At 65.6% G+C, this 25049-nt stretch carries 20 protein-coding genes and 1 riboswitch; of the genes, 9 read left to right on the forward strand and 11 right to left on the reverse strand.

Going from position 1 to position 25049, the window contains the following annotated elements:
* The first annotated feature begins 245 nt into the window (after positions 1 to 245).
* Entirely contained in the window at positions 246 to 1832 is a 1587-nt protein-coding gene (locus AC6CHY_RS08640; protein ID WP_498226510.1) for a deoxyguanosinetriphosphate triphosphohydrolase family protein, read from the forward strand.
* A gap of 80 nt (positions 1833 to 1912) precedes the next feature.
* Here AC6CHY_RS08640 and AC6CHY_RS08645 read toward each other — a convergent pair whose 3' ends face one another.
* Complete coding sequence (locus AC6CHY_RS08645; RefSeq protein WP_217388561.1) at positions 1913 to 4135, reverse strand: NADP-dependent isocitrate dehydrogenase; 2223 nt, start codon at positions 4133 to 4135, stop codon at positions 1913 to 1915.
* A gap of 220 nt (positions 4136 to 4355) precedes the next feature.
* Positions 4356 to 4940, reverse strand: coding sequence for a TetR/AcrR family transcriptional regulator (locus tag AC6CHY_RS08650; RefSeq protein WP_498226511.1), 585 nt, complete (start codon positions 4938 to 4940; stop codon positions 4356 to 4358).
* A gap of 162 nt (positions 4941 to 5102) precedes the next feature.
* Between AC6CHY_RS08650 and AC6CHY_RS08655 the strand changes: the two genes are divergently transcribed.
* The gene (locus AC6CHY_RS08655; RefSeq protein ID WP_498226512.1) at positions 5103 to 6557 is read left to right on the forward strand and encodes an MDR family MFS transporter; all 1455 of its coding nucleotides are present in this window, start codon (positions 5103 to 5105) and stop codon (positions 6555 to 6557) included.
* 170 nt (positions 6558 to 6727) lie between these two features.
* On the opposite strand, the gene AC6CHY_RS08660 is transcribed toward AC6CHY_RS08655, so the two are convergent.
* Complete coding sequence (locus AC6CHY_RS08660; protein WP_498226513.1) at positions 6728 to 7489, reverse strand: hypothetical protein; 762 nt, start codon at positions 7487 to 7489, stop codon at positions 6728 to 6730.
* Between the two features lie 842 nt (positions 7490 to 8331).
* Positions 8332 to 8506, forward strand: a riboswitch (cyclic di-AMP (ydaO/yuaA leader).
* 87 nt (positions 8507 to 8593) lie between these two features.
* Between AC6CHY_RS08660 and AC6CHY_RS08665 the strand changes: the two genes are divergently transcribed.
* On the forward strand, positions 8594 to 9547 hold the full coding sequence (locus tag AC6CHY_RS08665; protein ID WP_498226514.1) for a M23 family metallopeptidase: 954 nt from the start codon (positions 8594 to 8596) through the stop codon (positions 9545 to 9547).
* Between the two features lie 356 nt (positions 9548 to 9903).
* Complete coding sequence (locus AC6CHY_RS08670) at positions 9904 to 10722, forward strand: CPBP family glutamic-type intramembrane protease (protein ID WP_336245064.1); 819 nt, start codon at positions 9904 to 9906, stop codon at positions 10720 to 10722.
* Between the two features lie 253 nt (positions 10723 to 10975).
* Here AC6CHY_RS08670 and purH read toward each other — a convergent pair whose 3' ends face one another.
* Complete coding sequence (gene purH / locus AC6CHY_RS08675) at positions 10976 to 12643, reverse strand: bifunctional phosphoribosylaminoimidazolecarboxamide formyltransferase/IMP cyclohydrolase (RefSeq protein ID WP_217388556.1); 1668 nt, start codon at positions 12641 to 12643, stop codon at positions 10976 to 10978.
* Positions 12644 to 12731: 88 nt separating this feature from the next.
* Entirely contained in the window at positions 12732 to 13259 is a 528-nt protein-coding gene (locus tag AC6CHY_RS08680; RefSeq protein ID WP_217388555.1) for a COG4315 family predicted lipoprotein, read from the reverse strand.
* Between the two features lie 249 nt (positions 13260 to 13508).
* On the opposite strand from AC6CHY_RS08680, the gene AC6CHY_RS08685 reads away from it, so the two are divergent.
* Together AC6CHY_RS08685 and AC6CHY_RS08690 are read left to right on the forward strand one after the other, a co-directional pair.
* Positions 13509 to 14012 carry a sigma-70 family RNA polymerase sigma factor gene (locus tag AC6CHY_RS08685; RefSeq protein WP_217388554.1) on the forward strand — a complete coding sequence of 168 codons (504 nt, stop codon included), beginning with the start codon at positions 13509 to 13511 and terminating at the stop codon, positions 14010 to 14012.
* Positions 14009 to 14677 carry an anti-sigma factor family protein gene (locus AC6CHY_RS08690; RefSeq protein ID WP_498226515.1) on the forward strand — a complete coding sequence of 223 codons (669 nt, stop codon included), beginning with the start codon at positions 14009 to 14011 and terminating at the stop codon, positions 14675 to 14677. Before AC6CHY_RS08685 ends, AC6CHY_RS08690 begins: the two co-directional genes overlap by 4 nt.
* 3 nt (positions 14678 to 14680) lie before the next feature.
* Here the strand turns inward: AC6CHY_RS08690 and AC6CHY_RS08695 are convergent, their stop codons facing one another.
* Positions 14681 to 15433: a DUF4303 domain-containing protein gene (locus AC6CHY_RS08695; protein WP_217388552.1), complete on the reverse strand. Its 753-nt coding sequence runs from the start codon at positions 15431 to 15433 to the stop codon at positions 14681 to 14683.
* A 263-nt stretch (positions 15434 to 15696) separates the two neighbouring features.
* On the opposite strand from AC6CHY_RS08695, the gene AC6CHY_RS08700 reads away from it, so the two are divergent.
* Positions 15697 to 17046, forward strand: a complete 1350-nt coding sequence (locus tag AC6CHY_RS08700) for an MFS transporter (RefSeq protein ID WP_498226516.1) — start codon at positions 15697 to 15699, stop codon at positions 17044 to 17046.
* A 39-nt stretch (positions 17047 to 17085) separates the two neighbouring features.
* Here the strand turns inward: AC6CHY_RS08700 and AC6CHY_RS08705 are convergent, their stop codons facing one another.
* The 5 genes from AC6CHY_RS08705 to AC6CHY_RS08725 form a co-directional block, all read right to left on the reverse strand.
* The gene (locus tag AC6CHY_RS08705) at positions 17086 to 18003 is read right to left on the reverse strand and encodes an N-acetylglucosamine kinase (RefSeq protein ID WP_498226517.1); all 918 of its coding nucleotides are present in this window, start codon (positions 18001 to 18003) and stop codon (positions 17086 to 17088) included.
* 23 nt (positions 18004 to 18026) lie between these two features.
* Complete coding sequence (locus tag AC6CHY_RS08710; RefSeq protein WP_498226518.1) at positions 18027 to 19016, reverse strand: glycosyl hydrolase family 18 protein; 990 nt, start codon at positions 19014 to 19016, stop codon at positions 18027 to 18029.
* An 81-nt stretch (positions 19017 to 19097) separates the two neighbouring features.
* The gene (locus tag AC6CHY_RS08715) at positions 19098 to 20036 is read right to left on the reverse strand and encodes a carbohydrate ABC transporter permease (protein WP_498226519.1); all 939 of its coding nucleotides are present in this window, start codon (positions 20034 to 20036) and stop codon (positions 19098 to 19100) included.
* Entirely contained in the window at positions 20033 to 20914 is an 882-nt protein-coding gene (locus AC6CHY_RS08720; RefSeq protein WP_498226520.1) for a carbohydrate ABC transporter permease, read from the reverse strand. Before AC6CHY_RS08720 ends, AC6CHY_RS08715 begins: the two co-directional genes overlap by 4 nt.
* Positions 20915 to 20992: 78 nt before the next feature.
* Positions 20993 to 22270, reverse strand: coding sequence for an ABC transporter substrate-binding protein (locus AC6CHY_RS08725; protein ID WP_498226521.1), 1278 nt, complete (start codon positions 22268 to 22270; stop codon positions 20993 to 20995).
* A 251-nt stretch (positions 22271 to 22521) separates the two neighbouring features.
* On the opposite strand from AC6CHY_RS08725, the gene AC6CHY_RS08730 reads away from it, so the two are divergent.
* Together AC6CHY_RS08730 and AC6CHY_RS08735 are read left to right on the forward strand one after the other, a co-directional pair.
* A complete protein-coding gene (locus AC6CHY_RS08730) occupies positions 22522 to 23559 on the forward strand; it encodes a LacI family DNA-binding transcriptional regulator (protein ID WP_498226522.1) in 1038 nt (345 codons plus the stop codon).
* Between the two features lie 163 nt (positions 23560 to 23722).
* The gene (locus AC6CHY_RS08735) at positions 23723 to 25039 is read left to right on the forward strand and encodes a glycoside hydrolase 5 family protein (protein ID WP_498226523.1); all 1317 of its coding nucleotides are present in this window, start codon (positions 23723 to 23725) and stop codon (positions 25037 to 25039) included.
* The last annotated feature ends 10 nt before the right edge of the window (positions 25040 to 25049 follow it).

The following is a 25049-nucleotide window of genomic DNA, read 5'->3' on the forward strand; positions in this document are numbered from 1 at the left end:
TGCGCAAGGCGCTCGCCGATGCAGCCGTCACGAAGGGCAAAAACACTTCATGTGTCCATGCGGCGTCATTTCCGGGCGGAGCGACGGTCACATTGTTACGGACCCGGAACCCGCGGAACACCCGTATTCACGGGGATGTGGTTCCAGCGTGTGACTCGTCCCGGTTTCTGTGACGCCTTTGTGTCGACGGATACCGGCTCCGGGGGTTCGGCGCCGATCCAGATGATCCGCGCCATCCTCCGAAGATGCCGTGGGTCGCGGGGCGCCCGCACCGGGTGCGCACTAAGCTGGTGCGCACCATGGACTACAGGAACACCACCCACCAGACCGGCGGCCGCGAGCGGCCGATCCGCGAGGACTCGCGGCCCGGCGAAGACGAATTCCGCGTCGACATCGAACGCATCCGCTTCTCCCCCTATTTCTCCCGGCTCTCGGCGGTCACCCAGGTGATTCCGCAGGCCGGCGCGGGCACCGTGGTGCACAACCGGCTCACCCACTCGCTCAAGGTCTCGGCCGTGGCCCGCTCGATTGCCATCGGGTTGCGCAACGCCGACGAGCCGACGCGCTCACTCGTGGCCGAGCTTGGCGGCTGCGATCCCGTGGTGGTGCAGGCCGCCGCGGCCGCACACGACCTGGGCCACCCGCCCTTCGGGCACCTGGGCGAACAGGAACTGGACCGGGCCGCCCGGCAGATCCTGCGCCTGCCCGACGGGTTCGAGGGCAACGCCCAGTCCTTCCGCATCCTCACCGCGCTGGACAGCTGCGACGCGAGCCCGCGCGGGATGAACCTGACCCGGGCGGTGCGGGCGGCGGTGCTCAAGTACCCCTGGACCCGCAACGAATGGCGTTCCCTGCCGGCCCGGTCCCCGGCACTCCTGCCGCGCGGCGTGGGCCTCGGCGGCGGAAACGCCGCCCTGAAATACTCGGCCTACGACATCGAGGAGGCCGAGATGCGTGACGTGCTTTCGGTTTTCCCGCAGATCGCCGAACACCAGCAGACCCTGGAATGCTCGGTCATGGACATCGCCGACGACATTGCATACGCGGTGCACGACCTGGACGACTTCTACCGCGCCGGGGTGCTGCAGTATTCGCTGGTGTCCACCGAGCTGCGGCACTGGCTCGAATCGGGGCCGGACCTGGCCCGCCTGGATATGCGCGAGCTGGACCCGCGGCTGCCCGGCCACGGGCTGGAGCGCACCTGGCGCCGGGTGGCAGCCAAGGACCCGTGGATCGCGAACGCCGACGCCTTCCGGGCCTCGGTGTTGCGCGTGGGCCACGACCTGGTCGAGGGGCTGCTTTCCCTGCCCTACGACGGCGGGCTCGATGCGGACCGCGCCGTCACCGGCTTCACCCGCCGCTGGATCGACAGGTTGCAGGCCTCCATCGCGGTGGAAAGGGACCCCGGGGTGCGCAGCGGCCACGTGCGCCTGGCCGACGAGGCCTGGCACGACGTGGTGGTGCTCAAGTTCGTGCACGAGCGCTTTGTGCTTGAACGCTCCGACCTGGCCCTCTACCAGCGCGGGCAGACCCGCATCATCAGGTCGTTGGCCGAGGGGCTGGCCGCCTGGCTCGATGACCCGCAGGATGCGGCCCGCGCACCGCGCCGGCTGCTTGACTCGGTCGAGGCGGCGACCGGCGAATACCGCCAGCTCTACGCTCAGACCCCCGGACCCGCCGGCAACGTCCCGGCCGGCGAGATCGAGCGCCTGGGCAGGGCGCGGGCCATCGTGGACTACATCGCCTCGTTCACCGACGCGCAGGCCGCCTCCGTCAACGCCCTGCTCACCGGAACCTCCGAGAGCATCTGGGAGGTCGGCCGCGGGCTGTAGGGCACGGTTAACCGACGAAGGCCGCCACGATCGTAGGATCGTGGCGGCCTCTGCCGTGCTTCCTTGCGGAAGGGGAGGGACTACTTGGTGAGCAGTTCCAGCGCCGCGTTCAGCGTGGAGCTCGGGCGCATGATGGCTGCGACCTTTTCCTCGACCGGGCGGTAGTAGCCGCCCAGGTCGACCGGGGCGCCCTGCACGGCGGCGAGCTCGGCCACGATGGCCTCCTCGTTGCCGCCCAGTGCCTCGGAGACGGCCTTGAATGCCGCTGCCAGCTCGGCGTCCTTGGTCTGTGCCGCCAGTTCCTCGGCCCAGTACTTGGCCAGGTAGAAGTGGCTGCCGCGGTTGTCCAGCTCGCCGGCCTTGCGCTTGGGCGACTTGTTTTCCAGCAGGAAGGTGCCGGTTGCCGCATCCAGTGTGTCGGCGAGGATCTGCGCGCGCGCGTTGTCCGAGGTGTTGGCCAGGTGCTCGAAGGAGACGGCCAGGGCCAGGAACTCGCCCAGGGAATCCCAGCGCAGGTGGTTTTCGCTCACCAGCTGGGCCACGTGCTTCGGGGCCGAGCCACCGGCACCGGTCTCGAACAGGCCGCCGCCGGCGATCAGCGGCACGATGGAAAGCATCTTGGCGCTGGTGCCCAATTCGAGGATCGGGAACAGGTCGGTGAGGTAGTCGCGCAGCACGTTGCCGGAGACCGAGATGGTGTCCTCGCCGCGGCGGATGCGCTCGATGGTGTACTTGGTGGCATCGACCGGCGAGAGGATCTCGATGACCAGGCCCTCGGTGTCGTGGTCCTTGAGGTACTCGTTGACCTTGGAGATCAGCACGGCGTCGTGCGCGCGGGTCTCGTCCAGCCAGAACACCGCGGGGGTGGCCGAGGCGCGGGCGCGGTTGACTGCCAGCTTGACCCAGTCGCGCACCGGCACGTCCTTGGTCTGGCAGGCGCGCCAGATGTCACCCGGGAAGACCTGGTGTTCGATGAGCACGCCGCCGGTGGCATCCAGGATCTGGACGTGTCCGGCGGACTTGATCTCGAAGGTCTTGTCGTGGGAGCCGTACTCCTCGGCCGCTTGGGCCATCAGGCCGACGTTCGGGACGGTGCCCATGGTGGTCGGGTCGTAGGCGCCGTTGGCGCGGCAGTCGTCGATGACGACCTGGTAGATGCCCGAGTAGGAGGAGTCCGGCAGCACTGCCAGGGTGTCGCGTTCCTTGCCCTCGGCGTCCCACATGTGGCCCGAGGTGCGGATCATGGCGGGCATGGAGGCGTCGACGATGACGTCGGAGGGGACGTGCAGGTTGGTGATGCCCTTGTCGGAGTCGACCATGGCGATGGCCGGGCCTTCCTCGAAGCCCTTGGCGATCAGTGCCTCGACGCCGGCGCGCACGTCGTCGGAGAGGTCATCGAGCCCGCCGAGGATGGCCGCAAGGCCGTTGTTCGGGTTCAGGCCGGCTGCCTCGAGCTGCTCGCCGTAGGTCTCAAAGAGTTCGGAGAAGTAGGCCTTGACGACGTGGCCGAAGATGATCGGGTCGGAGACCTTCATCATGGTGGCCTTCAGGTGTGCCGAGAAGAGCACGTCTTCGGCCTTGGCGCGGGCGATCGCGTCCTTCAGGAAGGCGCTCAGCGAGGCGGCGTGCATCACGGTGCCGTCGATGATCTCGTCCTTGATCACCGGCAGGGACTTCTTCAGGACCTTGACTTCGCCATCTTCGCCAACGAAGCGGATCGAGAGGTTCTGGTCCGCGTCGATGACCACGGACTTCTCGTTTGCACGGAAGTCGTCCTCGGCCATGGTTGCGACATTGGTCTTGGAGTCAGCGGTCCAGGCACCCATGGTGTGCGGGTTCTTGCGGGCGTAGTTCTTCACGCTCAACGGGGCGCGCCGGTCCGAGTTGCCTTCGCGCAACACCGGGTTCACGGCGGAACCCTTGATCTTGTCGTAGCGGGCGCGGACGTCGGTTTCCTCGTCGGAAGAGGGGTTGTCCGGGTAGTCCGGAAGTGCGTAGCCGGCGGCCTGCAGTTCGGCAATGGCTGCCTTGAGCTGCGGAATGGAAGCCGAGATGTTCGGCAGCTTGATGATGTTGGCATCCGGGCTCTTGGCCAGTGCGCCAAGCTCGGCGAGGGCGTCGGGAACCTGCTGTTCGGCGGTGACGTAATCACCAAAGACGGAAATGATGCGGCCGGCCAGCGAGATGTCTCGCGTCTCGATCTCTACACCCGCGGTCGAGGCGTACGCTTCGACAATCGGCAGGAACGAGTGGGTTGCCAGCATCGGAGCTTCGTCGGTGTGGGTGTAAATAATCTTGGCCATAGGTGTGGCGTCTCCCTGAACGGTCTTATCGGATATGTGTAGTCCGAATTGATCTCAACAGCCCTAACTTACCCGATTTGCTGCGTCCAGACACTTTTTGTGGCGAGGCTCCCGTTCTCCCCCGGCCCCGTTTCGCCCCGAAAAGCCGGGGAAACCGGCACCCTGGCCGCCGATCCGCATTAAGTTAACCCGTCGTAACTGAACTCCGGGGGTCCGGGCCTCACGCGCGAGGAAACAGGCTCCCCAACTCACGCACGGTTTCGTCGAAGAGTTCCACCGGATCGGACTCCACGCCGTCGAATTCCTGCCGGGCGAAAGTCTGCCAGGCGACACGCCAGGCGGCGGTGACCACTTCGGCAACCAGGAGCGCCTGGATCGGGCTCAGCGGCCCCCGCTGGACCAACGCCGAACTGAGGGCCTCCACCAGGTTCCGCTCCTGCCGCGCGACAATCCGCAGCATCTCCGGTTCCCGGACCATCAGGCGGGAAATCCTGCGGAAATCGCTCTGTGCGACCTCCAGCGCAAAGAGCTCACGGCACACCGCCAGAAGGTCCCCCAGGATTCCGGAGGCCTCGGCGTGGGCACTTTCGCTGCACACCAGCGTGTCGATCAGGCTCTGCTGGCCGGGCATGAGCGCATGTTCCTTTGAACCGTAGTAGCGAAAGACCGTGCGCTCGGAAATGCCCACGCGCGCGGCGATGTCGCCGATCGTCGTGGCATCCAGGCCCTGTTCCTCCACGAGGTCCAGCGTGGCACGCTGGATCTCGCGCAGCATCTGGGCGCGGTGCTCTTCACGGATACCCAAGGTTCGGCTCTTTTCTCGCAAGAAGGTCCGCCCCGGCAGGGGGCGGCTCTCCTCCAAGTATATTTCATGTCACACTCTGACAGTTTTAACTTACCAAAGGTGTCAGACCGTGACATGATTTTAGTCGTTCGAATCTTACAGAAGAGGTAGCTTCCGATGGCCATGTCCACAGAAGACACGATTTCCCCGCCGGCGGCCCCTGCCCGCCAGACCCCGCCAACACTGCCCACCAGGCAACTCGTCGGCATCATCGGCTCCCTGACGCTTGCCGCCTTCCTGATGATCCTGAACGAAACCGTGCTCAGCGTGGCCCTCCCGGCGATCATGGCGGACCTTTCGGTCTCCGCCGCCGCCGGACAGTGGCTGACCACCGGCTTCCTGCTGACCATGTCCGTTGTCATCCCGACCACCGGCTACCTGCTGCAGCGCTTCAGCTCCCGAAGCCTGTTCATCTTCGCGCTCTCCAGCTTCCTGGTCGGCACGCTGCTCGCGGTCTTCGCGCCGAGCTTCGCCGTCCTGCTGGTGGCCCGCATCATCCAGGCCATCGGCACCGCAATCGTGCTGCCGCTGCTGATGACCACGACCCTTCAGCTGGTTCCCGTGCACAAGCGCGGAGCCATCATGGGCTTGAACTCGATCGTCATCTCCGTCGGCCCGGCCATCGGCCCCACGGTGTCCGGCGCGATCGTCAACGCCTTCACCTGGCACTACATCTTCATCCTCATGGCGCCACTGTCGGTGGCCATCTTGGTCCTGGGCATCATCTTCATCAAGCTACCCTCGCAGGCACGCAGGATTCCGCTCGATGTCCTCTCGGTCGTGCTCTCCGCGCTGGCCTTCGGGTTCCTGGTCTACGGCATCTCCAGCCTTGAGCATGCCGGCGAAAACCTGCCCGTGACCGTCGCTTCCTTCGCCGTCGGCCTGGTCTCCCTCGCCCTATTCATCAAGCGCCAGGTGCGCCTGACCCGCGACGGCAGGGAACTTCTGAACCTCACCCCGTTCAAGGCACGCACCTTCACCTTCTCCGTGGTGATGATCATGATCGCCATGGGCACCTTGCTGGGCACCATCGTCATGCTCCCGATCATCCTCGAATCCGGTGCCGGCATCAGCACGCTGTCCATCGGCATGATGCTGCTGCCCGGCGGGCTTGCCCAGGCCGTGGTCGCTCCGATCTTCGGCCGTATCTACGACCGCTTCGGCCCCCGCCCGGTCCTCATTCCGGGTGCGGCCATGCTTGCCCTGGGCCAGTGGCTGTATGTCACGGTGGATTCGGACACCGCGCTGTGGATGTTCATGATCAACCACATCGTCTTCTCCATCGGTCTGGCGCTGCTGATGACCGGCCTGATGTCATCGGCCCTGGCGACCGTCGAGCCCCGCCTCTACGGCCACGGCTCGGCCATCTTCAACACCGGCCAGCAGCTCGGCGGCGCCATCGGCACCACGATCTTCGTGACAGTCATGTCCCTGCTCTCGGCGGCAAGGCTCGAGACGGGTTCCGATCTGGCCCACGCCCTGTTCTCCGGCGCGCACGTGGCCTTCATCATCGGCGCGATCCTGGCCACCATCGGCCTGGGAATCTCGGTTTTCGTCAAGGTGGACAAGCGGCGCTAGGGGGCTCCCCCGGCAAGCACCAGGCACTGGCCCCCAGGCGAATTAATCGCCCGGGGGCCTTCCTGTACCCGGACGGCCCTGCCTTGTCCCATCCCGACGCCGGCCGCCGACCCGGAATCCCGAAGGGATGGCCGTGTCCAGCCCGCCCGCCGAACCGAATCGTACTGCCGTCACAGCACAGTCGAAGTGGTTCGGCGGGGGTCCGTGCGGCGGTGCGACAGACGTGCTGCGACTCCAAGTGTCGCCAGTCCCCAGATCAGCCACCCACCGTAGACGAGCACGCCTAGCAAGGGTCCTTCGTTCGACGCGTGGGCAAGCGATGAGTGAAGACCCGCCGTGCCGAGCCCGATCAGCGTCAGGCCGCCGGCAGCTGCAGTGGGGTGTGCCCACCGCGGGGCATCGCGCCGCCACCACCGCAAGGCCACCACCGTCGCCGCCGTCCCGATCACGGCAAGTCCCACCGGCGCAAGATAGGCCCCATCCACTGCGTGGGAGCCCTCGGGCGCCAGCCACTTTCCGCCTGCAACCCAGAGGGTCTTGAGGCCGGGATAAACCAGGGCAACGGTGATACCGAGCAAGGCAACCCATCTGGGAGTCTCCAAGGGAAAGCCGGCGGCCGTGCGCAGCGGGCGCCACTGGACCCATGCTGCAATGATCGTGGCGGTGGCCGCGAGGGACACCAGCAACGAAAACAGGTCCATCGGAAAGGGGATTGCACCCGCCGCGCGCAGCAGGTGGAACACGAGGGCGACAGCGGGCGGCCCCAGGAACACCGTTGCCAATACACACAATGGCTTGCAATACCGGACCGATGCGGAGGCAAGGAGGACAAGGATGCCGCCCACCAGTGGGGCCCAGACCGGGGCGAACCGGTCAACATAATCCGGCTGCCCCGACACGACCAGTACCGCACCCAATACGGCTGTCAGCACGGCGCTGGCACCTGCCAATGACGTGCGGCGCACTCGGGCGAGGGGTCGGTGAACGCCCAACCCGTCGGAAGGTGGTTCAAGCCGGCCGAGGCGGCGGGCAGCCTTTGCAAGTCGCTCTGCATGAACCCTCTGCAAGTGCGCGAAGGGGGAATTCGGCATTGTCTGCTCCTGGTGATGAGAGGAGTGCCGCCTGCTTGCGGTAGGGCACGTGCCAATCATGAGTCAGCATATCCCCGAGGCGACCATGCACCCACGACTAGTGGCTCGGCTCCGGGAACCATCGGTCCCAAGCATGGGAAGGCCGGCTCTGGCGTCGGGCCCTCTGGAACCCATGTTCCGAGCCCTTGCCGCCGTCCAAGTCGCCGCTGTCCATTGCTCGCATCCTTGGGATCCTGGCCTCAGACCCTGGCTGGGGGCCATCTCTTCCACGCAGTGCCATGACTCTGCTCAATTGGTGGGCCGTTCGGCCCGTCGACCAACGTGAATGGGGGGCATCAGCACCGCTGCAGACCCGGAACCACCGTATTCTTGATCACTTCTACGATGCAGTCCCGCGCGCCCATGCGGCCAAAATCAACCGGGTGGAACCCGCGTCGCTGGCGCAGCCCAACGAGTGCGGCATTTCGCCCGGGGGCCTAGTCACCACGAAAAAGGTTGATCATACAACATTATCCGGGCGCAGGGATCGAGGGCGCGCTGGAGCTCCCGACCGACGTCTGGGCCCGCGTGTTTGTCCGCCGCATGGATTGATAACGAAATTGTAACTTTTGCATATGCCCCCGTAGGGTTTTAGGTCAGGTTGCACTTACGCAACCCAGTCCCGATCCGGTTCGCAGAACCCTACCGGTGGATCGCGGAGCAAGGATTCCCGGTAGGGGCGGAGGACCCATTCAACCGATCCTGGTCTTGGACCACGGATCTTGGGGTGAAGCGGAGTCCGTCCAGGCGGGCTCGGCCGAGTTGATCTCATGACTCGAATCCGACAGCTAACTTCGCAGGCGATACATGAGAGGTAATCATTTGACCCAGCACTTTAATTCCGGGCGCCGCCGCGCGCCCAGCCCAGTTGACGCTTCGCCTGCCAACGGTTCACCAGAGCAGACGGTGGACACCGCATTGAACGGCGAAAACACTTCCCGACGTCCCGGCCGACGCGCACTAGGCGCGGTCCCGGATGCCGTCGAGGCCCAGGATGCAACGCAGTACGCCGGCCGCCGTTTTGTCGCCGGCCTGCGCTATGGAGCGTCCCCGGACGCGGCATCCAGCGCTGCCCCCGCCATCCCTTCCGCACCTGTCGCACAGTCGGTGCCGCAGGCGATGCCTGCCGAAGCCGACGAGCTGCACAACGACCTGAAGGTCTCGGCGCGCACCAAGCGCCCCCGCCTCGGGCTCGTGCACAAGCTCGCCGCCGTCGCCGCCGTGTCCGGCCTGGCATTCGCCGCCGCCCCCGCACAGGAAGATGCGGAAGTTGTCCCGGAGCCCCAGCGCGTCGCCCAGACCGCTGTCGCAGATGTCAGGGCCCCGGCCAACGACAAGCTCACGGTCAAGCGCGCCTCGGTGACCAGCAAGTACGTCAAGAAGGAAAAGCCGGCACCCGTCACCACCGCCGCCGCCGGAAAAGTCACCACGGAAGAGAAGCCGGCACCCGCTGCCGCCGCTTCCGCCGGAAAAGTCACCCGGCTCGCCCAGCCGGTGGACAGCATCCGGTTGACGTCGCGCTTCGGTTTCCGCAAGAACCCGACGGGCCCCGGCTACATGAACCACAACGGCCTGGACTACGCCGTTCCCATGGGAACGCCCATCAAGGCCACCGCCGCCGGCACCGTGGTGCAGGCCGAATGGGCCGGACACTCCGGCTTCCGCGTGGAGATCGACCACGGTAACGGGCTGCACACCAGCTACAACCACAACTCGGCCCTCAAGGTGTCCGTGGGCCAGAAGGTCCAGACGGGCGAAACCGTCTCCCTTGCGGGCAGCACGGGCAATTCCACCGGGCCGCATTTGCACCTCGAGGTCATCGTCAACGGCAAGTGGGTCAACCCGGAGGGCTGGCTATAACGACAGAGTCACGCCAGCCTGTGGCGGACTTGACCATCTCTGCCTAGCGCGGGATCTGCGCCCTTTTCCTAAGGGGGCGGCCGCGAGGGTCCGTCCACGGATGCAACGTGGCTCGAAGCCGGCACAGGGGGCGATGGCCTGACCGGGTTCTGCGTGGTCTGCCGTGTGGCTCCCGGTGGTTCCATGGCGGCGGCAACGTGTCCGCGATGCCGGGCATGGCTTCTGTCCCGTGCAGCGACCAGGTGGCAGGACCCTGCAGATGGGCATGTCCCTCGATGACGACACGTTTTGGTCGGGCTCGGCCAAGTGCGGCGTCAATGCTTTTGTGCTGCGGGCGGTGCTGGCATGCTGGTGGTGTGAGACCGATCCTGGCTGATCCACCCCGTACCGCCCTCAGTTGGAAAGTGCTGCCGGCAGCGCTGCTCTCGACCTCCGGAGTGCTGCTTTTTGGCGTTGGCAACGACCCGGCGGGCTACGGCCTGCTCGCCTTGAGCCTGCTCACGGCGGCAGTTATCGACCGCAGGCTCGCACGCCACCTTGCCCTCATCGCGGCGGGACTGGCGATCATCAGCCTTGTTCCGCTAAATGCCGATTTGAGCATCCAGCACATGATCCTGATGGGTGGTGCGCTCGCGTTGGCGGTGCTGCTGCCGTGGCTGGCCTCGCGGTTTATTTACCGCGAAGAGATCATCAAGTTTCCGGTGAACACCGGACGCAAATGGCCGTTGGCTGCCAAGTTGTACCTGCTCGGTGTTGTCGCCCTTGGGTACCTGATTTTGCCGATGTACCTGATCGGCACGGGGGTCTTCCACAACTGGCCTGACGCATCGGATCCCACCATCTTCTGGCGGCTCTTTCTGGGAGTGAATGCCGTTGGCATCTGGGATGAGCTGTTCTTCATCTGCACCACCTTCACGCTGCTGCGGCAGCACTTTCCGGACTGGCTCGCCAACATCCTGCAGGCGGTGGTCTTCTCATCGTTTCTGTGGGAGATCGGCTACCAGGCCTGGGGTCCGCTCTTGACGTTTCCCTTCGCCCTGTTGCAGGGCTACACCTTCAAGCTGACCAAGTCGTTGACCTATGTCGTCTCGGTGCACTTGATCTTCGACTTCGTCTTGTTCCTCGTGCTGGTGCACGCGCACAACCGCGACTGGCTGCCGATTTTCCTGTACTGAGCCCCGGCCCACGTGCCCCTGGGCCAACGACTGGCCGGATCGCATTCCACTTGCGCACGGGCAATTGCAGTGCAGGGGACCATGGATGAAAAGTGCAGTCGCCTCAGGGGCAAATGACGGCGTCGTTGAAGTCCCGCCGGTGGACGTCCCTTGGGGCCCCGCCCGCAAAATGGCCCGGCGGCGGTTAAAACAGAAAGCTGCCGTCGGCGCTCCCGTTGGGGGGGAACGCCGACGGCAGCCGGCTCACCAGTTCCTAGTGGAAGAAGTGGCGTGCACCGGTGAAGTACATGGTGATGCCCGCGGCATTGGCAGCGGCGATGACTTCCTCGTCGCGAACCGAACCGCCGGGCTGCACCACGGCGCGCACGCCGGCATCCAGCAGGATCTGCAGTCCGTCGGCAAACGGGAAGAACGCATCCGAGGCAGCAACCGCGCCGCGGGCGCGTTCCGCCGAGGTGCCCTCGGCACCCGCGGCTCCGCCGGCTGCATCCACGGTGGACTCGACGGTGACGCCCAGGGTGTTGGCGCGCTCGACCGCAAGCTTGCAGGAATCCACGCGGTTGACCTGGCCCATGCCGATGCCCACTGCGGCGCCGTTGTTGGCCAGCAGGATGGCGTTGGACTTCGCGGCACGCACTGCGGTCCAGGCGAAGGCCAGGTCGGCGAGCGTCGCCTCGTCGGCTGCCTCGCCGGCGGCAAGGGTCCAGTTCGCCGGGTTGTCGCCGTCGGCGTCGACCTTGTCGGAGACCTGGACCAGTACGCCGCCGGAGACCTGCCGGATTTCTGCCGGGTAGCGGCCGTAGCCCTCGGGCAGTGCCAGCAGGCGGATGTTCTTCTTCTTGGAGAGGATCTCCACTGCTTCGGGTTCGAAGGCTGGGGCGATGACGACCTCGGTGAAGATGTCCTTGACGGTGTTGGCCATCCCGGCGGTCACGGTGCGGTTGGCGGCGATGACGCCGCCGAAGGCCGAGAGCGGGTCGGTGGCGTGGGCCTTGGCGTGCGCGTCGGCGATCGGGTCGGCCGCATCTGCCGAAGCCACGGCGACGCCGCACGGGTTGGCGTGCTTGATGACGGCAACGGCCGGGGCGTCGAAGTCGAAGGCGGCGCGCAGCGCGGCGTCGGCGTCGACGTAGTTGTTGTAGCTCATGGCCTTGCCGTGCAGCTGGTCGGCCTGGGCGATGCCCGACGGGGCCGCCTTGTCGACGTAGAGCGCCGCCTGCTGGTGCGGGTTTTCGCCGTAGCGCAGGACCTCGGAGCGTTCAAGGGCCAGGCCCGAGTATGCGGGCCAGTCGATGACGCCGTCGCCGTCCTCGTCGAGGAACTGGGCGGCGGTCCAGGAGGCGACAGCGGTGTCGTAGGCCGCGGTGTGCGCGAAGGCCTTGGCGGCCAGGCGCTGGCGGGACTTGAGGTCGAAGCCGCCGGCCGAGGCCGCCGCGATGACCTCGGAGTAGTAGGCAGGGTCCACGACGATGGACACGGCGGCGTGGTTCTTGGCCGCCGAGCGCACCATGGCCGGTCCGCCGATGTCGATCTGCTCCACGACGTCGTCCATCGCGGCGCCGGAGCGCACGGTGTCGACGAACGGGTAGAGGTTCACCACGACCAGGTCGAAGGCCTCGATCTGCATGTCCTCAAGGGTCTTCATGTGCTCCGGGACGCGGCGGTCGGCCAGGATGCCGCCGTGCACGCGCGGGTGCAGGGTCTTGACGCGGCCGTCAAGCATCTCCGGGGAACCGGTGACTTCCTCGACCTCGGTGACCGGGATCCCGGCAGCGGCAATGCGCTTGGCGGTGGAGCCGGTGGAGACCAGTGCGACGCCGGCCGCGTGCAGGCCCGCTGCCAGCTCCTCCAGACCGCTCTTGTCGTAGACGGAAATCAGGGCCCGGCGAAGCGGGACGCGATCAAGGACAATCTGGCTCACAAAAGTCTCCCAGGGTGCGGAAATTGAGGGGGTGCAATGCCCATCTTATCCCGCACCCTGGCGGCGGACTTCCTGGATGGCTCCGGTGTTACTTGATCATCTCCCCCGCGGGCGAGGCCACGTACCAGACATCGTTGACGCCCTGGCCCAGCACGTCGCCGGGCTTGGTGTCCTTGGCGAAGTAGTACAGCGGCATGCCGTTGAGCGTCAGCTGCTTGGATCCGTCGGGACTGTCGATGGTTCCGACCTCCCCGGTGACGCCCTCGACCACCGGGGTGTCACCCGTGGCCACGGCGATCGGCCAGGCATCCAGGCACTCGCCGGTGCACGCACTGGTGGTGGTGCCCTTGGTGTCCTTGGTGAAGTAGTACAGGGTCATGCCCTTGCCGTCCACCACCACGGTGCCCAGGCTGGTTTCCGCGGTCTTCAGGTCCGCGGCGGCCATGGCCGTGTCGGAGGCGCTGGGTGCCGGTGCCTCGTATGCACCACCGGTCCCGGGCGACGTGGCGGCGGGGCTTTGCCCTGGCGGGGTGGTGTCTGCGCAACCCGACAGCAGCAGCGCTGCGCCGAGGAACAGTGCCGCGGCGGCGGTCTTCGTGTGGTTCTTCGGGTACATGATGCAATTCCTAACACTTGGGGGCGGGACTTGGGCCCCCGTTGCCTGGGGGGCCAGGGACTCCCCGGGGGCTGGCTGTTCCGGTGCTCCCGAGGCATCTCTCACCGGGTAAGACGCAGCAAGGTGTGTCGGGGTTCACGCCGTGGCCGACTTTTCTGCGCATACTTGGAACGTGGTTGAACCGTTTGAAGTACCGATGCGTCTTAGTGGGGTGAACCCATGTTCCCGAAGCGATCCAATGGAGCCCATGTGCCGCTAGATGCGCAAGTGGTGTCGGACATCTACCGCGACCACGGAGATGCCCTGAGGCGTTTTGTGCTGCGTGTGGCCACCGACCGAGACGAGGCAGACGACGTGGTGCAGGAGACCGTGCTCAAGGTGTGGAAGGCAGCCCCGGAGTTGACCGGATCGCTGCGCAGCTACCTGTTTGCCACCGCCCGCAACGTGATCATCGACCGGCATCGCCGGTCCGCCGCACGGATTTCCGCCTCGGCGTTGGGCGACCAGGATCCCGAGGCCGCGGGCGGCACCACGGGCATGGAAGTGGTGCTGGACAGGATACTCATGGAAGAGGCGCTGATGCGCCTGACGCTTGAACATCGGCAGGTCGTGGTCCACCTGCACTATCTCGGTTCCACGGTGGCACAGACGGCAACAAGCCTGGGGATACCCCAGGGCACGGTGAAATCACGTGCGTACTATGCGCTGCGGGCCCTGCGCGGGATCCTGGCGGAAATGGGGGTGGAGCAGTGAACGAGCACTTGGACCTGGGGGCCTATCTGCTGGGCGGGCTGGAACCCGAGGAGGCAAGCGCCTTCGAGGAGCATCTGGCCGGATGCGCGCAATGCCGCGAGGAGCTGGCCTCCTTCGCGCCGGTGACGACGCGGCTTGGCGCGTTGGACGCGCAGGCGGCCCGGGCGATGTTGTCGGCCGAACCCGATGTGCCTGCCTCGGACCCCGGAGTCGAACTCCTGGACCGGCTGCGGGCCAGGCGCCGGACCCGGCGCACCCTGCTGGGGACAGCGGCTGTGGCGGCGGTCGCCGCATCCGTGGCCGGGGGCGTGTTCCTGGCACCCGTGCTGCGTCCCGCCCCGGCACCCGATGCCAGCTACGAGGTGGTCTCGGCCGCCGGGCCGCGCGTGGACCTGGGTCTGAACGCCAAGGCCTGGGGCACCGAGCTGCAATTCAGCGGAACCGAATTGCCCACCAGCGGGACGCTGTCGCTGTGGGTGGTCGACCGCTCCGGCCAGGTCGACAGGGCCGGCTCCTGGAGCGCCACGAAGACGGGCACGGCCCGCCTGAGCGGGGCCGTGCCCACGGAGCTGGGACGCATCTCGGCGATCCAGCTGCGCGACCTGGATTCCAGGATCCTCGCCGAACTCAGCCTCCCGGAAGGTGCTGCGGACCTGCCCGGCTGATGCCTAATGCGCGAGTTCCGGGAAGTGCTTGGCCAGCTGGGATTCGGTGAGGCACCTGCGCAGCAATGCATCGCCGTGCTCCTCGTCGGAAAGGTAGACCACCACGTCCGCGTTTCGTCCCGTGGCCAAGGCGTTGCGCAATGACTCGGTGACGCGGATGAGCATCTCGTAGTACAGGCGGTTCGTCTTTTCCCACCCGTGGTCCTTGGCAACACTGGTCAGCGCCTGGCTCCACAGGACCGACGCCGATTCGTCAAAGAGCTCGATCGGACTCCACTGCCAGTCCGCCGGATTCCATTTCGACGAGTAGTAGCCCTGTTCGGCATCCGAGGTCAGCGCGTCGAATTCCTTGAGCACCGCGTCGATGTCTTCGTCGTCCTCATCCTCGTCCGTGGCAACGTCGTCATCCTCGTCGTCATCGTCCGAGTCCGTGGCCTCACCGTCGTGGAGATGCACGTCCCTGTCGGACCCGTCATCGTCGGCGTCGGCACGTTCCTCGAAGTATTCCTCTTCGTCCTCGTCGTCGAAGTCCTCGTCAACGCCTTCGTCGTCGCCGCCGGCGAACGCACGGGTCAGGGCTTCCTCGGAGTTCAGGGCAAGCACGGGCAAATCGATATGGTCGGTCTCGTCGGCGCTCACCCCGTCCAGGGCAATCGCATAGAAAACTTCGTCCGGGTGACGGTGAATTATTTCTTCCGCCTGGCGAAGAGCCGACACCCGTATCGCCTCTTCGAGAGCGGTCCAATCTACTCCCATATCCAGAGCCTACCCCGGGTTGCCCCGCACCGGAACAGCCCCGGCACAAGGGGCTTCGCCCGATGTCGGATGCCCCGGGAGCTGCCGATCGGTGAAACGCAAAGCCACAAAAAGTCAAGGGTTATTCTGTGGATTGCCGTTCCAGCGCGTAGCGTTGTCGATGGATCGGAAACATGTTTTCTTCCGGCGCCACCGCTCCACCACTCTTGCCCAGACCGTTCCCGTCCTGCGTCAGCCCGCACCTGTCCAAAGGCCAATCCCTGATGAACAAATTCCTGAAACTACCCACCGGCGAGTCGGTCGTCCAAAACCTGCCGTGGAAGTGGGGCGTGCAGGGCAAGATCTTCATCATCGGCGGGCTCGGGTTCATGTTCGATGCCTGGGATGTCACGCTCAACGGGGCCCTGATCCCGCTGGTCGCCGCGGAGTGGGGGCTTGACCGGACCACGGCCGCACTGCTGGGCACCGGAAACCTGGTGGGCATGGCGCTGGGTGCGTTCCTGTGGGGAACCATCGCCGACAAGATCGGGCGCAAGAAGGCCTTCACCTGGACGCTGTTGATCTTCTCGATCTTCACGGTCGCGGGTGCACTGGCCCCCAGCTTCGCGTGGTTCGTTGCCTTCCGCTTCATTGCCGGTGTGGGCCTGGGCGGGTGCATCCCGGTGGACTACGCCCTGGTCGGCGAGTTCACCCCGTCCAAGCAGCGCGGCCGAGTGCTCACGGCCATGGACGGATGGTGGCCCGTCGGCGCCGCACTGTCCTTCTTCATTTCCGGTTGGGTGCAGGCAACCACCGGAAACTGGCGGCTCATCCTTGCCGTCATGGTGCTCCCCGCGCTGCTGGTGTTCTGGGTGCGGCGCAGCGTTCCGGAGTCCCCGCTCTACCTGGTCCGCAAGGGCCAGCGCGAGGCAGCGGCGAAGGTCATTGACGATTTGGTGACACGGACCGGAACCCCGGCCCAGGCCTACACGCTCCCGGAACCGGAGGCCGCGCCGCGGCTGTCCGCGGGTTCATGGCTCGAGCAGCTGGTGAAGATCTGGCGCTTCAGTCCCCGGATCACCCTGGTGTCGTGGTCGCTGTTCCTGACCATCCTGTTGGTCTACTACCTGGCCTTGACCTGGATGCCCTCCATTCTGGCGGACACCGGCATGGTGCAGTCCACGGCATTTTTCATGACCTCGGTGATGGCGCTGATGGGCCTGATCGGCGTGGTCATTGCAGCACTGCTGGTCGAAAGGGTGGGCCGCAAATGGCTCCTGGGGATCACCGGCCCCCTGTCGGCCGTCGTCCTGGTCATGGTCGCGGTGACCATCAACGCGCCCGCGCTGTCCCTCTTCTGGTTGCTGGTCTTCGGTGTCGTCGTGCAGATCGCCATCCCGGTGCTGTACGCCTACGTTTCCGAGCTGTATCCAACCGAGCTGCGCGGATCCGGCTTCGGCTGGGCCTCCTCGTTCAGCCGCCTGGGTGCCGGCTTCGGTCCGCTGGCCTTCGCCGCGCTGTGGCCGGTGGTGGGGCTCGGCAACCTGTTCCTGTCTGCCGGGGTGCTGGTGCTGGCTGCGGTCATCTTGATGGCATTCCTCGCCCCCGAGACCAAGGGACGCCAACTGCAATAGGCGTGGCCCGGGAATCAGACCACGCAACGGCGCCCCCGGCTAGGTGGATGCTGCGGGCAAGGGGCTGAGATCGGAAATGAATTTCGTCCCTTCCACCGGGTCCAGATCCAGGAAGCGGATGTCGGCGAGACCGAGGGCACCCAGTGCAGTCCGCAGCCTCTCCTGGAAGGCCGGCTGGTGCGTTCCCACGCCGCCGCCGATGATGACAGGGCCACGGGTCTCCAGGAGGACCGAAAGGTCTCCGAGCATCCGGCACACGTGCTTGACCGCATCCTCGACGATCACCGCGCTGTCCGGGTCCCCGGCCGCGAGTGCCTCGAAGACCAGCGGGGACTGCTGCGCCCAGTAGCGACGGTCCGTATCGCCGTGGAACAGCGCAATCAGCTCGTCCGGGGATTCCACGTTGTTGGCAGCAAGCACGCGGCGGCCCAGCTCGCCGGGTGCCTGTCCCCGGTTGAACTCGCGCAGCGTGTGGCGCACCGCCTCGCGCCCCATCCAGTAGCCGCTGGCTTCGTCCCCCAGCAGGTACCCCCAGCCCCCGGCCCGGCCCTCTCGGCCCGAGCCATTGATGCCCCAGGCCGCCGAACCGGTGCCCAGGATGACCGCCATGCCGGTGGAGGCGTGGCCAGCGGCAAGGATCAGCCGGGTGTCGTGGACCACCAGGATCTCGGCGCCGGGGGCATGGACGGCGATCATGGACCGCAGGAACTGGGCGTCCGCCTCGGTGTCGATGCCCCCGGATCCTGCAACGACCCTGTCAATGTGCCCGGCCCCGAGCGCGGCGAACACCTCGGCGATGTTGGCCTTGGCGGTCTGGACACTGACGTTCTGCACGTTGGCGCTGCCGCTCCTGGCCTCGGCAAGCTTCGCCTCGCCGTTCCAGCGCATGGCGTGCGTCTTGGTTCCGCCGATGTCCAGGCCCACCAGGGCGAGCGGCTTCTGCCGGGTGTTGCTCATGAAGGTTCCTGTCGTGCGTGATGCTAGCGCATCGCCTTGGTGATGATCTCGGCCCATTTCCAGGGCTTTTCGGTGCCGCCGGGCTGGGAGGTGAAGTACTCCCACCCCATGACCCCGCCGAACTCCGGGTACTTATTACTCAACTCGCTGACCGTCTTGGCCAACGCGTCCACCTCCACAAAACCCCTGCACAGGCTCGGATCGGTGATTGTTCCGGCAACAACCTTGTCTGCCGGGTACACACCGTACTCCATGATGGCGTCGTAGCCCGCGGTGGTTTCCAGGGTTCCCCAGCCGCAGTAGAACTGGGTGTTGAACCACTCGATGTCCGCGCCGCGTGCGGCGTACAGCTCATCGTAGTTGAACCCGGAGATGCTGGTCCCGCCCTTCAGCGCGGTGGCCACCGGGGCCAGGGTGATGACGAAGTCCTCGCCGAAGTCGGCCCTCAGCTGGTCGATGAGGTTGATGACCCCGGGGAGGGACATGTCTTCCTCGACGTCAAGGTCCAGGCCGTCCAGCCCGTAGGTCTCCACCAGGTCGCGCAGGTGCGGGTAGTAGGTGTCGAAGGTGTCCAGGTCCAGGCGGTCGAAGGTGCCGCGGGCGGCACCTCCCAACATGCCGATGACATCGACGCCCTGGTCCTGCATGGTTCCGAGTTCGTCCCACATCGTGTCGAACTTGGCGTCGGCCGGCAGGTCGTCGTTCAGCCGGATTTCCCCGGGCGTCGCGTTGACGTGGATGGCCCCGACGATCAAGTCGGTCAGGCCGGTCTGGCGCTGGAGCAACGGCAGCGGGGATACGTAGGTGCCCTCGTGGTACTGCGTCTGGTAGTACAGGATCGTGCGGCGGGTTTCGGTGCCTTCGCCCGGTGCCGACTGCTGCGTGGTTGCGGCGGGGGCCGCGGCAAGGGTTCCGGCGTTGGCGGCCAGCGGGGCGGCCAGGGCCAGGGTTCCGGCGAGCAGTGCGGTGGAGGCGATGGCGGTGATCCGCCCGAGGTTTTGCTTCGGTGACATTTGGGGTCTAACTCCTTTTGGTTGGAAAGCGGGACTGCCACTTGGTGCGGCAGTCCCGGTTTGGAACGGAGTGCTACTTGCCTAGCCCTTGACCCCGCCTTCCTCGACGCCCTTGAAGAAGTGGCGCTGGAGAAGGGCAAAGACAATGGCGATCGGGATGAAGGCGATCATCGCACCGGCGGCGATGAGCCGCTGGTCGGTGGCGAAGGTACCGGCCAGGTATTGCAGCCCGATGGTCAGGGTGAAGTTTTCCGGGGTGGTCAGCACGATCAGCGGCCACAGGAAGTCGTCCCACGCGCCGATGAAGGAGAAGATCGCCACCACGGCGATGGTTCCCTTCACCGAGGGGATGCCGATGTGCCACAACCGCTGCCAGGCGTTGGCGCCGTCGATGACCCCGGCCTGGTCCAGTTCCTCAGGCATGACGCGGAAGGCGTTGTACATCAGCAGCACGTTCAGCGGGGCGACCATCCCCGGAAGCGCCACACCCATCAACGTGTCGGCCAGGCCGAGCTCGCTGACCAGCAGGAACTGGGAAACGATGGTCGCCTCGCCCGGCAGGATCAGCGAAGCCAGCAACAGGCCGAGCACGATCTTGGAGCCGCGGAACTTCAGGCGGGCCAGGGCGTAGCCGGCCAGCGTGGCGAAGACGATGTTTCCGGTGACGCCCACCGCGGCGACGAACAGGGAGTTGCCGATGAAGGAGAAGATCGGTACCGCCAAGAAGGCGCGGATGTAGTTGTCGATCGTGGGGTCGGCCGGGAAGAACGAGGGGACATCGGTGTAGATGTCCTCGTCGGGGCCCTTGAGCGAGGTGGAGAACTCCCACAGGAACGGCCCGATGCAGATCAGCAGGACGACGACCAGCAGGATGTAGCGTATCCACTTCTCGGTCGGGGACATGGTCCCGATGCTGCTGAAGCCGCGCCGGGGCTTGCGCCCCGGCTTCTTCCCGGCGGGGGCCTGCGTGGCGCAGGGCGCGTTCCGGGTTTCCTCGAGGGTGCTGTTGGGGGCACTCATGACTCGTTCACCTTCTTGTTGATTTTGCCCAGGATGAGCAGCGGCACGAGCGTCACGGCAAAGAGCAGGAGGCTCAGGGCCGAGGCGTATCCCAGGTCGCCGGCGAAGCCGCGGGCGTACTGCTGGATCAACATGACGATCGACATCGACTCGCCGCCGGGTCCTCCGGAGCCGCCGGTGAGGATGTAGAGCTCGGAGAAGACGCGCAGTGCCGACACGCAGACCAACACGGCGATCAGGGCCATGGTGTTGCGCACCCCGGGAACCGTGACGGACCAGAAGCGGCGGATCGGGCCGGCCCCGTCCATGGCGGCCGCCTCGTGCAGGTCCTTGCTGACGTTGGCTAGGGCCGCCAGGTAGATGATCATGTAGTAGCCCAGTCCCTTCCACACCGTCAGGCTGATGGCGCTGAAGATGACCAGCCAGCGGTCGGTCAGGAACGGGATGGGCTCGGTGATGACGCCCAGGGCCTGGGCGAGGTTGTTGACCATTCCCTGCTCGTCCAGCAGCCAGGTCCAGATCAGCGCCACGACAACGGCCGAGGCGATCACCGGGGTATAGAAGGCCGTGCGGAAGAAGGCAATGCCCTTCATCTTTTTTTCCAGCAGCATGGCAATCAACAACGGCAGGATGGTCAGCAGTGGCAGGCAGACAAGCATGAAGACCAGGCTGTTGAGCAGCGCATTCATCAGCTGCGGGTCACGGAACATGTATGAGAAGTTGCTGAGCCCAACAAAGTCCACATCCCCGCCGAGCGGCTTGGCGTTGGTGAACGCAAGGATAATGGTGTTGATGGACGGCCAGAAACTGAATACTCCGAGCCAAACCAATGCGGGAGCGACGAACAGCCAGGGGCTGATCCAGCTTTTAGTCTTCATGGTGTGCAGACTTTCTTATAGGGCAAGGGCGTCCGATGGCGGGCCTGGGGGTGTCGGCCCGCCATCGGAGGGACGCTGCTACTTCTGGCGTTCGAGCATTTCGTTCAGGCGCTTGACTGCCTTGTCCAGGGCTTCCTGGCTGGAGATGTCGCCGCGGATGGCCAGGGCGATCTGCTGTCCGGCATAGTCGCTCATGGCGCTGTTGACCTCGTACGGCTGCATGTTCTTCGCCGTTTCGAGTGCCTTGAAGGCAATGACCTTGGCATCGCTGGAGGCGGTTCCGTTGCTCTCGGAGAAGAACGGGTCTTTGGCCGATTCGATGGTGGAGGGGAAGACGTTGACCAGGTGGGCAAAGGCTGCCTGGTTCTTGGAGTTGGTCATCCACTTTGCCAGCGCCACGGCGGTCGCCTGGTTCTTGGAGCTGGCGGAGACCGCCAGGCCCTGGGCGTATAGCGGGGAGATGTCCAAGGCCGGGCTGGCAACAACCGAACCCTTCAGGCTGGGGTTGTCACGCTCGAAGTCCGGGATGGAGGTTGCGCCGCCGGTGGTCCAGGCAACTTCGCCCTTGGTGAAGAGCAAGGAGTTCCCCAGATAGTCGCTGGAGAGAACCGAGGACGGCATCAGGCCCTTCTTGAAGGCCTCGGCGTACTGGTCGACCAGAGCCGCGGCTTCCGGGGTGTTGAACTCGAACTTGGTTCCGTCAGCGCTCAGGATCGGTGCACCGGACAGGGCCAGGTCGCCGAGGCCCGGCTTGCGGCTGAGCAGGAATTCCTTGGGGCAGGCCTCGTGCATGACCTCTGCCTGCTCGAAGAGCTCGGCGGTCGTCGCCGGAACCTTGGCCGGGTCGAGTCCGCACTTTTCGAACTTGTCGGTGTTCCAGTAGTTCACGTCGGTGTTCAGGTACCACGGGTAGGCGTAGGTGCCTTCGGAACCGCGGAATTGGTACGCCGCGAGGGATCCGGGCACGTAGGTCTGCTCCAGGGTCGGATCGACCGTGGAGATATCCAGCAGCATCTTCTGTCCGACAAGCGGCAACGTGAAGTCCGGCGGAAGGTTGACCACGTCGGGCATGGTGCCGGAGGCGGCCTGCGTGAGCACCTTGTCGGAATACCCGTCGCCCGGTTGGTCAATGAGCTTGACCTTGGTTCCGGGGTATTCCTTTTCGAATGCCGCGACCGTCTCGTTGAGGTAGTCAGTGAACTTCGGCGTCAGCGACCAGGTCTGGAGGCTGACCTCGCCGGTGATTTCTCCACCGCCGGCCTGCATCGGTGCGGCCTGTCCGCCGCCACCCGTGCAGGCGGTCAGGGCCAGCAATGCCGCGGTTGTGGCCAGGGCCAGCGATATGCGTCGTCGCATGAGGGGGATCTCCTATTTATACACGTCAGGCGACTGGCAGTTGGCCAGGGACACCTAGAACACCAACGATGGAATACTTCGTGGTAAATCGGTATAGCTCTTGAGTAAAGTTTCCACACCACACAGAGACTGTCAAGGCTTAATCCGCACGCAATTTTATGGTTGGATAAGCAAACAAGCTAATAATCCACTAAAACTTGGGGCCCACCGCTACTAATCGGTGAAGTTGATTTACGAAGGACGCGACATACATGGCAAGACAGCGCACCACCATCAGCGATATCGCCCGCCAAGCCGGCGTTTCGAGTGGGGCCGTGTCTTTTGCCCTGAACGGACGACCCGGCGTCAGCGAGGAAACCCGCGCCCGGATCCTGCGCATCGCCGATGAAATGCAATGGCGTCCGAACAACGCGGCCCGCGCCCTCCGCGATGCCCGAAGCGACGTCGTGGGATTCGTCATCGCCCGACCCGCCCGGACCCTGGGCGTCGAACCATTCTTCGCGCAATTGATTTCCGGCGTCCAGGCGGCCCTCTCGCAGTCGGAGATCGCCCTGCATATGCTGATCGTCGAGGACACCGAGGCGGAAATCCGCACCTACAAGCACTGGTGGAACGAACACCGCGTCGACGGCTGGATCCTAATCGACCTCTTGGAGAACGACCCGCGAATTCCCGTGCTGGAGGCGCAGCAGATGCCCGCGATCCTCCTTGGGGGACCCACCGAACACCGCAACATCCCGGCGGTTTGGACTGATGACCGCGAGGCCATGATGGCCATCATGTCGTATCTTGCCACCCTGGGCCATCGCCGGATCGCCCACGTTGCGGGCATCCCGGGCTTCCTGCACACCCAGCGCCGCATGGCCGCGGTGCAGGACTCGATCGAGGAATTCGGCCTGCAATCAGCGGTTTCCTACCCCACCGACTTCAGCGATTCACAGGGTGCCTCGATCACCCGGCGGATCCTGTCCCAGCGCAGGGACCGCCCCACCGCCATCGTCTACGACAGCGATGTCATGGCAGTCGCGGGCTCCGGGGTGACGCGGGAAATGGGCGTTTCCGTGCCCGAGGACATCTCGATTGTCGCCTTTGACGACTCGGCGCTCACCAGCCTGGTTTACCCGGGAATCACTTCCCTGACCCGCGACACCTTCGCCTTGGGAGAGCAGGTGGCCCGCTCGTTGCTGGAGATCATATCCGGCAAGGACGTGCCGCTGGACATTGCGGCGACCGCTCCCACGCTGACGGTTCGGGGCAGCACCGCCGGGCCCAGCAGGCGCGACGACTAGGGTTCCCTTTACAGATTCCCGATGGCCCGTGTACGGTTCATACTAAATCGCATTAGTTTGGGGTGGGGGAAAACCACGCCAGGTGGCTCGCCGCCGCCGGCGCACCGCCCCGAAATCCGCGATGTCTCCATTTGACCGTCCTTCACTCAGAACAGGGCACCCATTGCGCAACAGGATTCTCCAGGATTTTTCTGCCGACACCTCGGCCTCGCAGCTGGGCGGGGCCCCGCTGCGCTTCGGCGTGAACTACACGCCCACCCGCGGATGGTTCCACCACTGGCTCGACTTCGACATCGACCAGGTCTCCCGCGACCTGGACAGCATTGCGAAGCTCGGAGTCGACCATATCCGGGCCTTTGCCCTGTGGCCGGTATTCCAGCCCAACCGCGGCCTCATCCGTCCGCAGGCGCTGGCAGACCTGGCCTCCGTCGTCGACGCGGCCGCGGAACGCGGCTTGGACGTAAGCGTCGACGGGCTGCAGGGCCATCTGTCCTCGTTTGATTATGTTCCGGCCTGGGCACAGACCTGGCACCAGCAAAACCTCTTCACCTCGGAACTCGTGATCGAGGGGCAGTCCGCCTACCTGAAGGCCATCGCCTCCACGCTGGCGGGTCGCCCCAACTTCCTGGGCATGAGCATCGGCAATGAGTTCAGCCAGTTCGCCTCGCCGTTGCACCCCGGCCGCAACGAGCTCACCGTGGCCCAGGCCGACACCTGGATCACCACCATGCTCGCGGCCTGCGAGGCCGGGGCACCGGGACTGGAACACCACCACTCCGAATACGACATGTGCTGGTTCGGCGGGGAGCACAGCTTCACCCCGGCCCTGGCCGCGCGCCGCGGTCACTCCACCACGGTGCATTCGTGGATTTTCAACGGCACCTCCAAGCTCTACGGCGGCATGAGCGAACAATCCCTGCGCCTCGCCGAGTACCTCATCGAGCTGGGACGCGGCTGGGCCGACGACCCGAAACGCCCCATCTGGCTTCAGGAAATCGGCGCGCCGGCCCCGCACGTCTCGGCCGAGGAAGCCCCCGCCTTCCTCGAGGGATCGCTAAGGTACGCGCTGGACACCGAGAACCTCTCGGGCGTTACCTGGTGGTCCTCCCACGACGTGGACACCGCGCTGGCGGACTTTCCTTCGCTGGAATACTCGCTGGGCCTGATCGACAACGACCGTAGCGTCAAGCCGCAGGGACGCGCCTTTGCGGCCATGGCCGCAGAGGCGCGCACCGCGCCCGCCCCCGCGCGTCGCAGCACCGCCCTGGTGCTGGATGTCGGCGACGAAGTGCTGGCCCCGGGACGAGCGACCTGCGAGCCCGGCGGGGTCTTCTTCGAGGCCTGGATGGCCCTTGCCATGGAGGGGGCGCGCCCGTCGGTTATCCTTGCATCACAAGCTGGCGACGCCGCTTTCCTGGCGGCCCGCGGGATCACCACCGTGTTGAATCCCCGGGATGTCCCAGCCGGCAGCGCCATCTGACCTGCGGCCC

Source organism: Paeniglutamicibacter sp. GQ140 (genome assembly GCF_059759235.1).

What these genes read in the sequence shown, in the direction of transcription:
- AC6CHY_RS08640 (WP_498226510.1), top strand. Translation starts at nt 246, where the DNA reads ATGCCGTGGGTCGCGGGGCGCCCGCACCGGGTGCGCACTAAGCTGGTG.
- AC6CHY_RS08645 (WP_217388561.1), bottom strand. Translation starts at nt 4,135, where the DNA reads ATGGCCAAGATTATTTACACCCACACCGACGAAGCTCCGATGCTGGCA.
- AC6CHY_RS08655 (WP_498226512.1), top strand. Translation starts at nt 5,103, where the DNA reads ATGTCCACAGAAGACACGATTTCCCCGCCGGCGGCCCCTGCCCGCCAG.
- AC6CHY_RS08680 (WP_217388555.1), bottom strand. Translation starts at nt 13,259, where the DNA reads ATGTACCCGAAGAACCACACGAAGACCGCCGCCGCGGCACTGTTCCTC.
- AC6CHY_RS08695 (WP_217388552.1), bottom strand. Translation starts at nt 15,433, where the DNA reads ATGGGAGTAGATTGGACCGCTCTCGAAGAGGCGATACGGGTGTCGGCT.
- AC6CHY_RS08700 (WP_498226516.1), top strand. Translation starts at nt 15,697, where the DNA reads ATGAACAAATTCCTGAAACTACCCACCGGCGAGTCGGTCGTCCAAAAC.
- AC6CHY_RS08705 (WP_498226517.1), bottom strand. Translation starts at nt 18,003, where the DNA reads ATGAGCAACACCCGGCAGAAGCCGCTCGCCCTGGTGGGCCTGGACATC.
- AC6CHY_RS08710 (WP_498226518.1), bottom strand. Translation starts at nt 19,016, where the DNA reads ATGTCACCGAAGCAAAACCTCGGGCGGATCACCGCCATCGCCTCCACC.
- AC6CHY_RS08715 (WP_498226519.1), bottom strand. Translation starts at nt 20,036, where the DNA reads ATGAGTGCCCCCAACAGCACCCTCGAGGAAACCCGGAACGCGCCCTGC.
- AC6CHY_RS08720 (WP_498226520.1), bottom strand. Translation starts at nt 20,914, where the DNA reads ATGAAGACTAAAAGCTGGATCAGCCCCTGGCTGTTCGTCGCTCCCGCA.
- AC6CHY_RS08725 (WP_498226521.1), bottom strand. Translation starts at nt 22,270, where the DNA reads ATGCGACGACGCATATCGCTGGCCCTGGCCACAACCGCGGCATTGCTG.
- AC6CHY_RS08730 (WP_498226522.1), top strand. Translation starts at nt 22,522, where the DNA reads ATGGCAAGACAGCGCACCACCATCAGCGATATCGCCCGCCAAGCCGGC.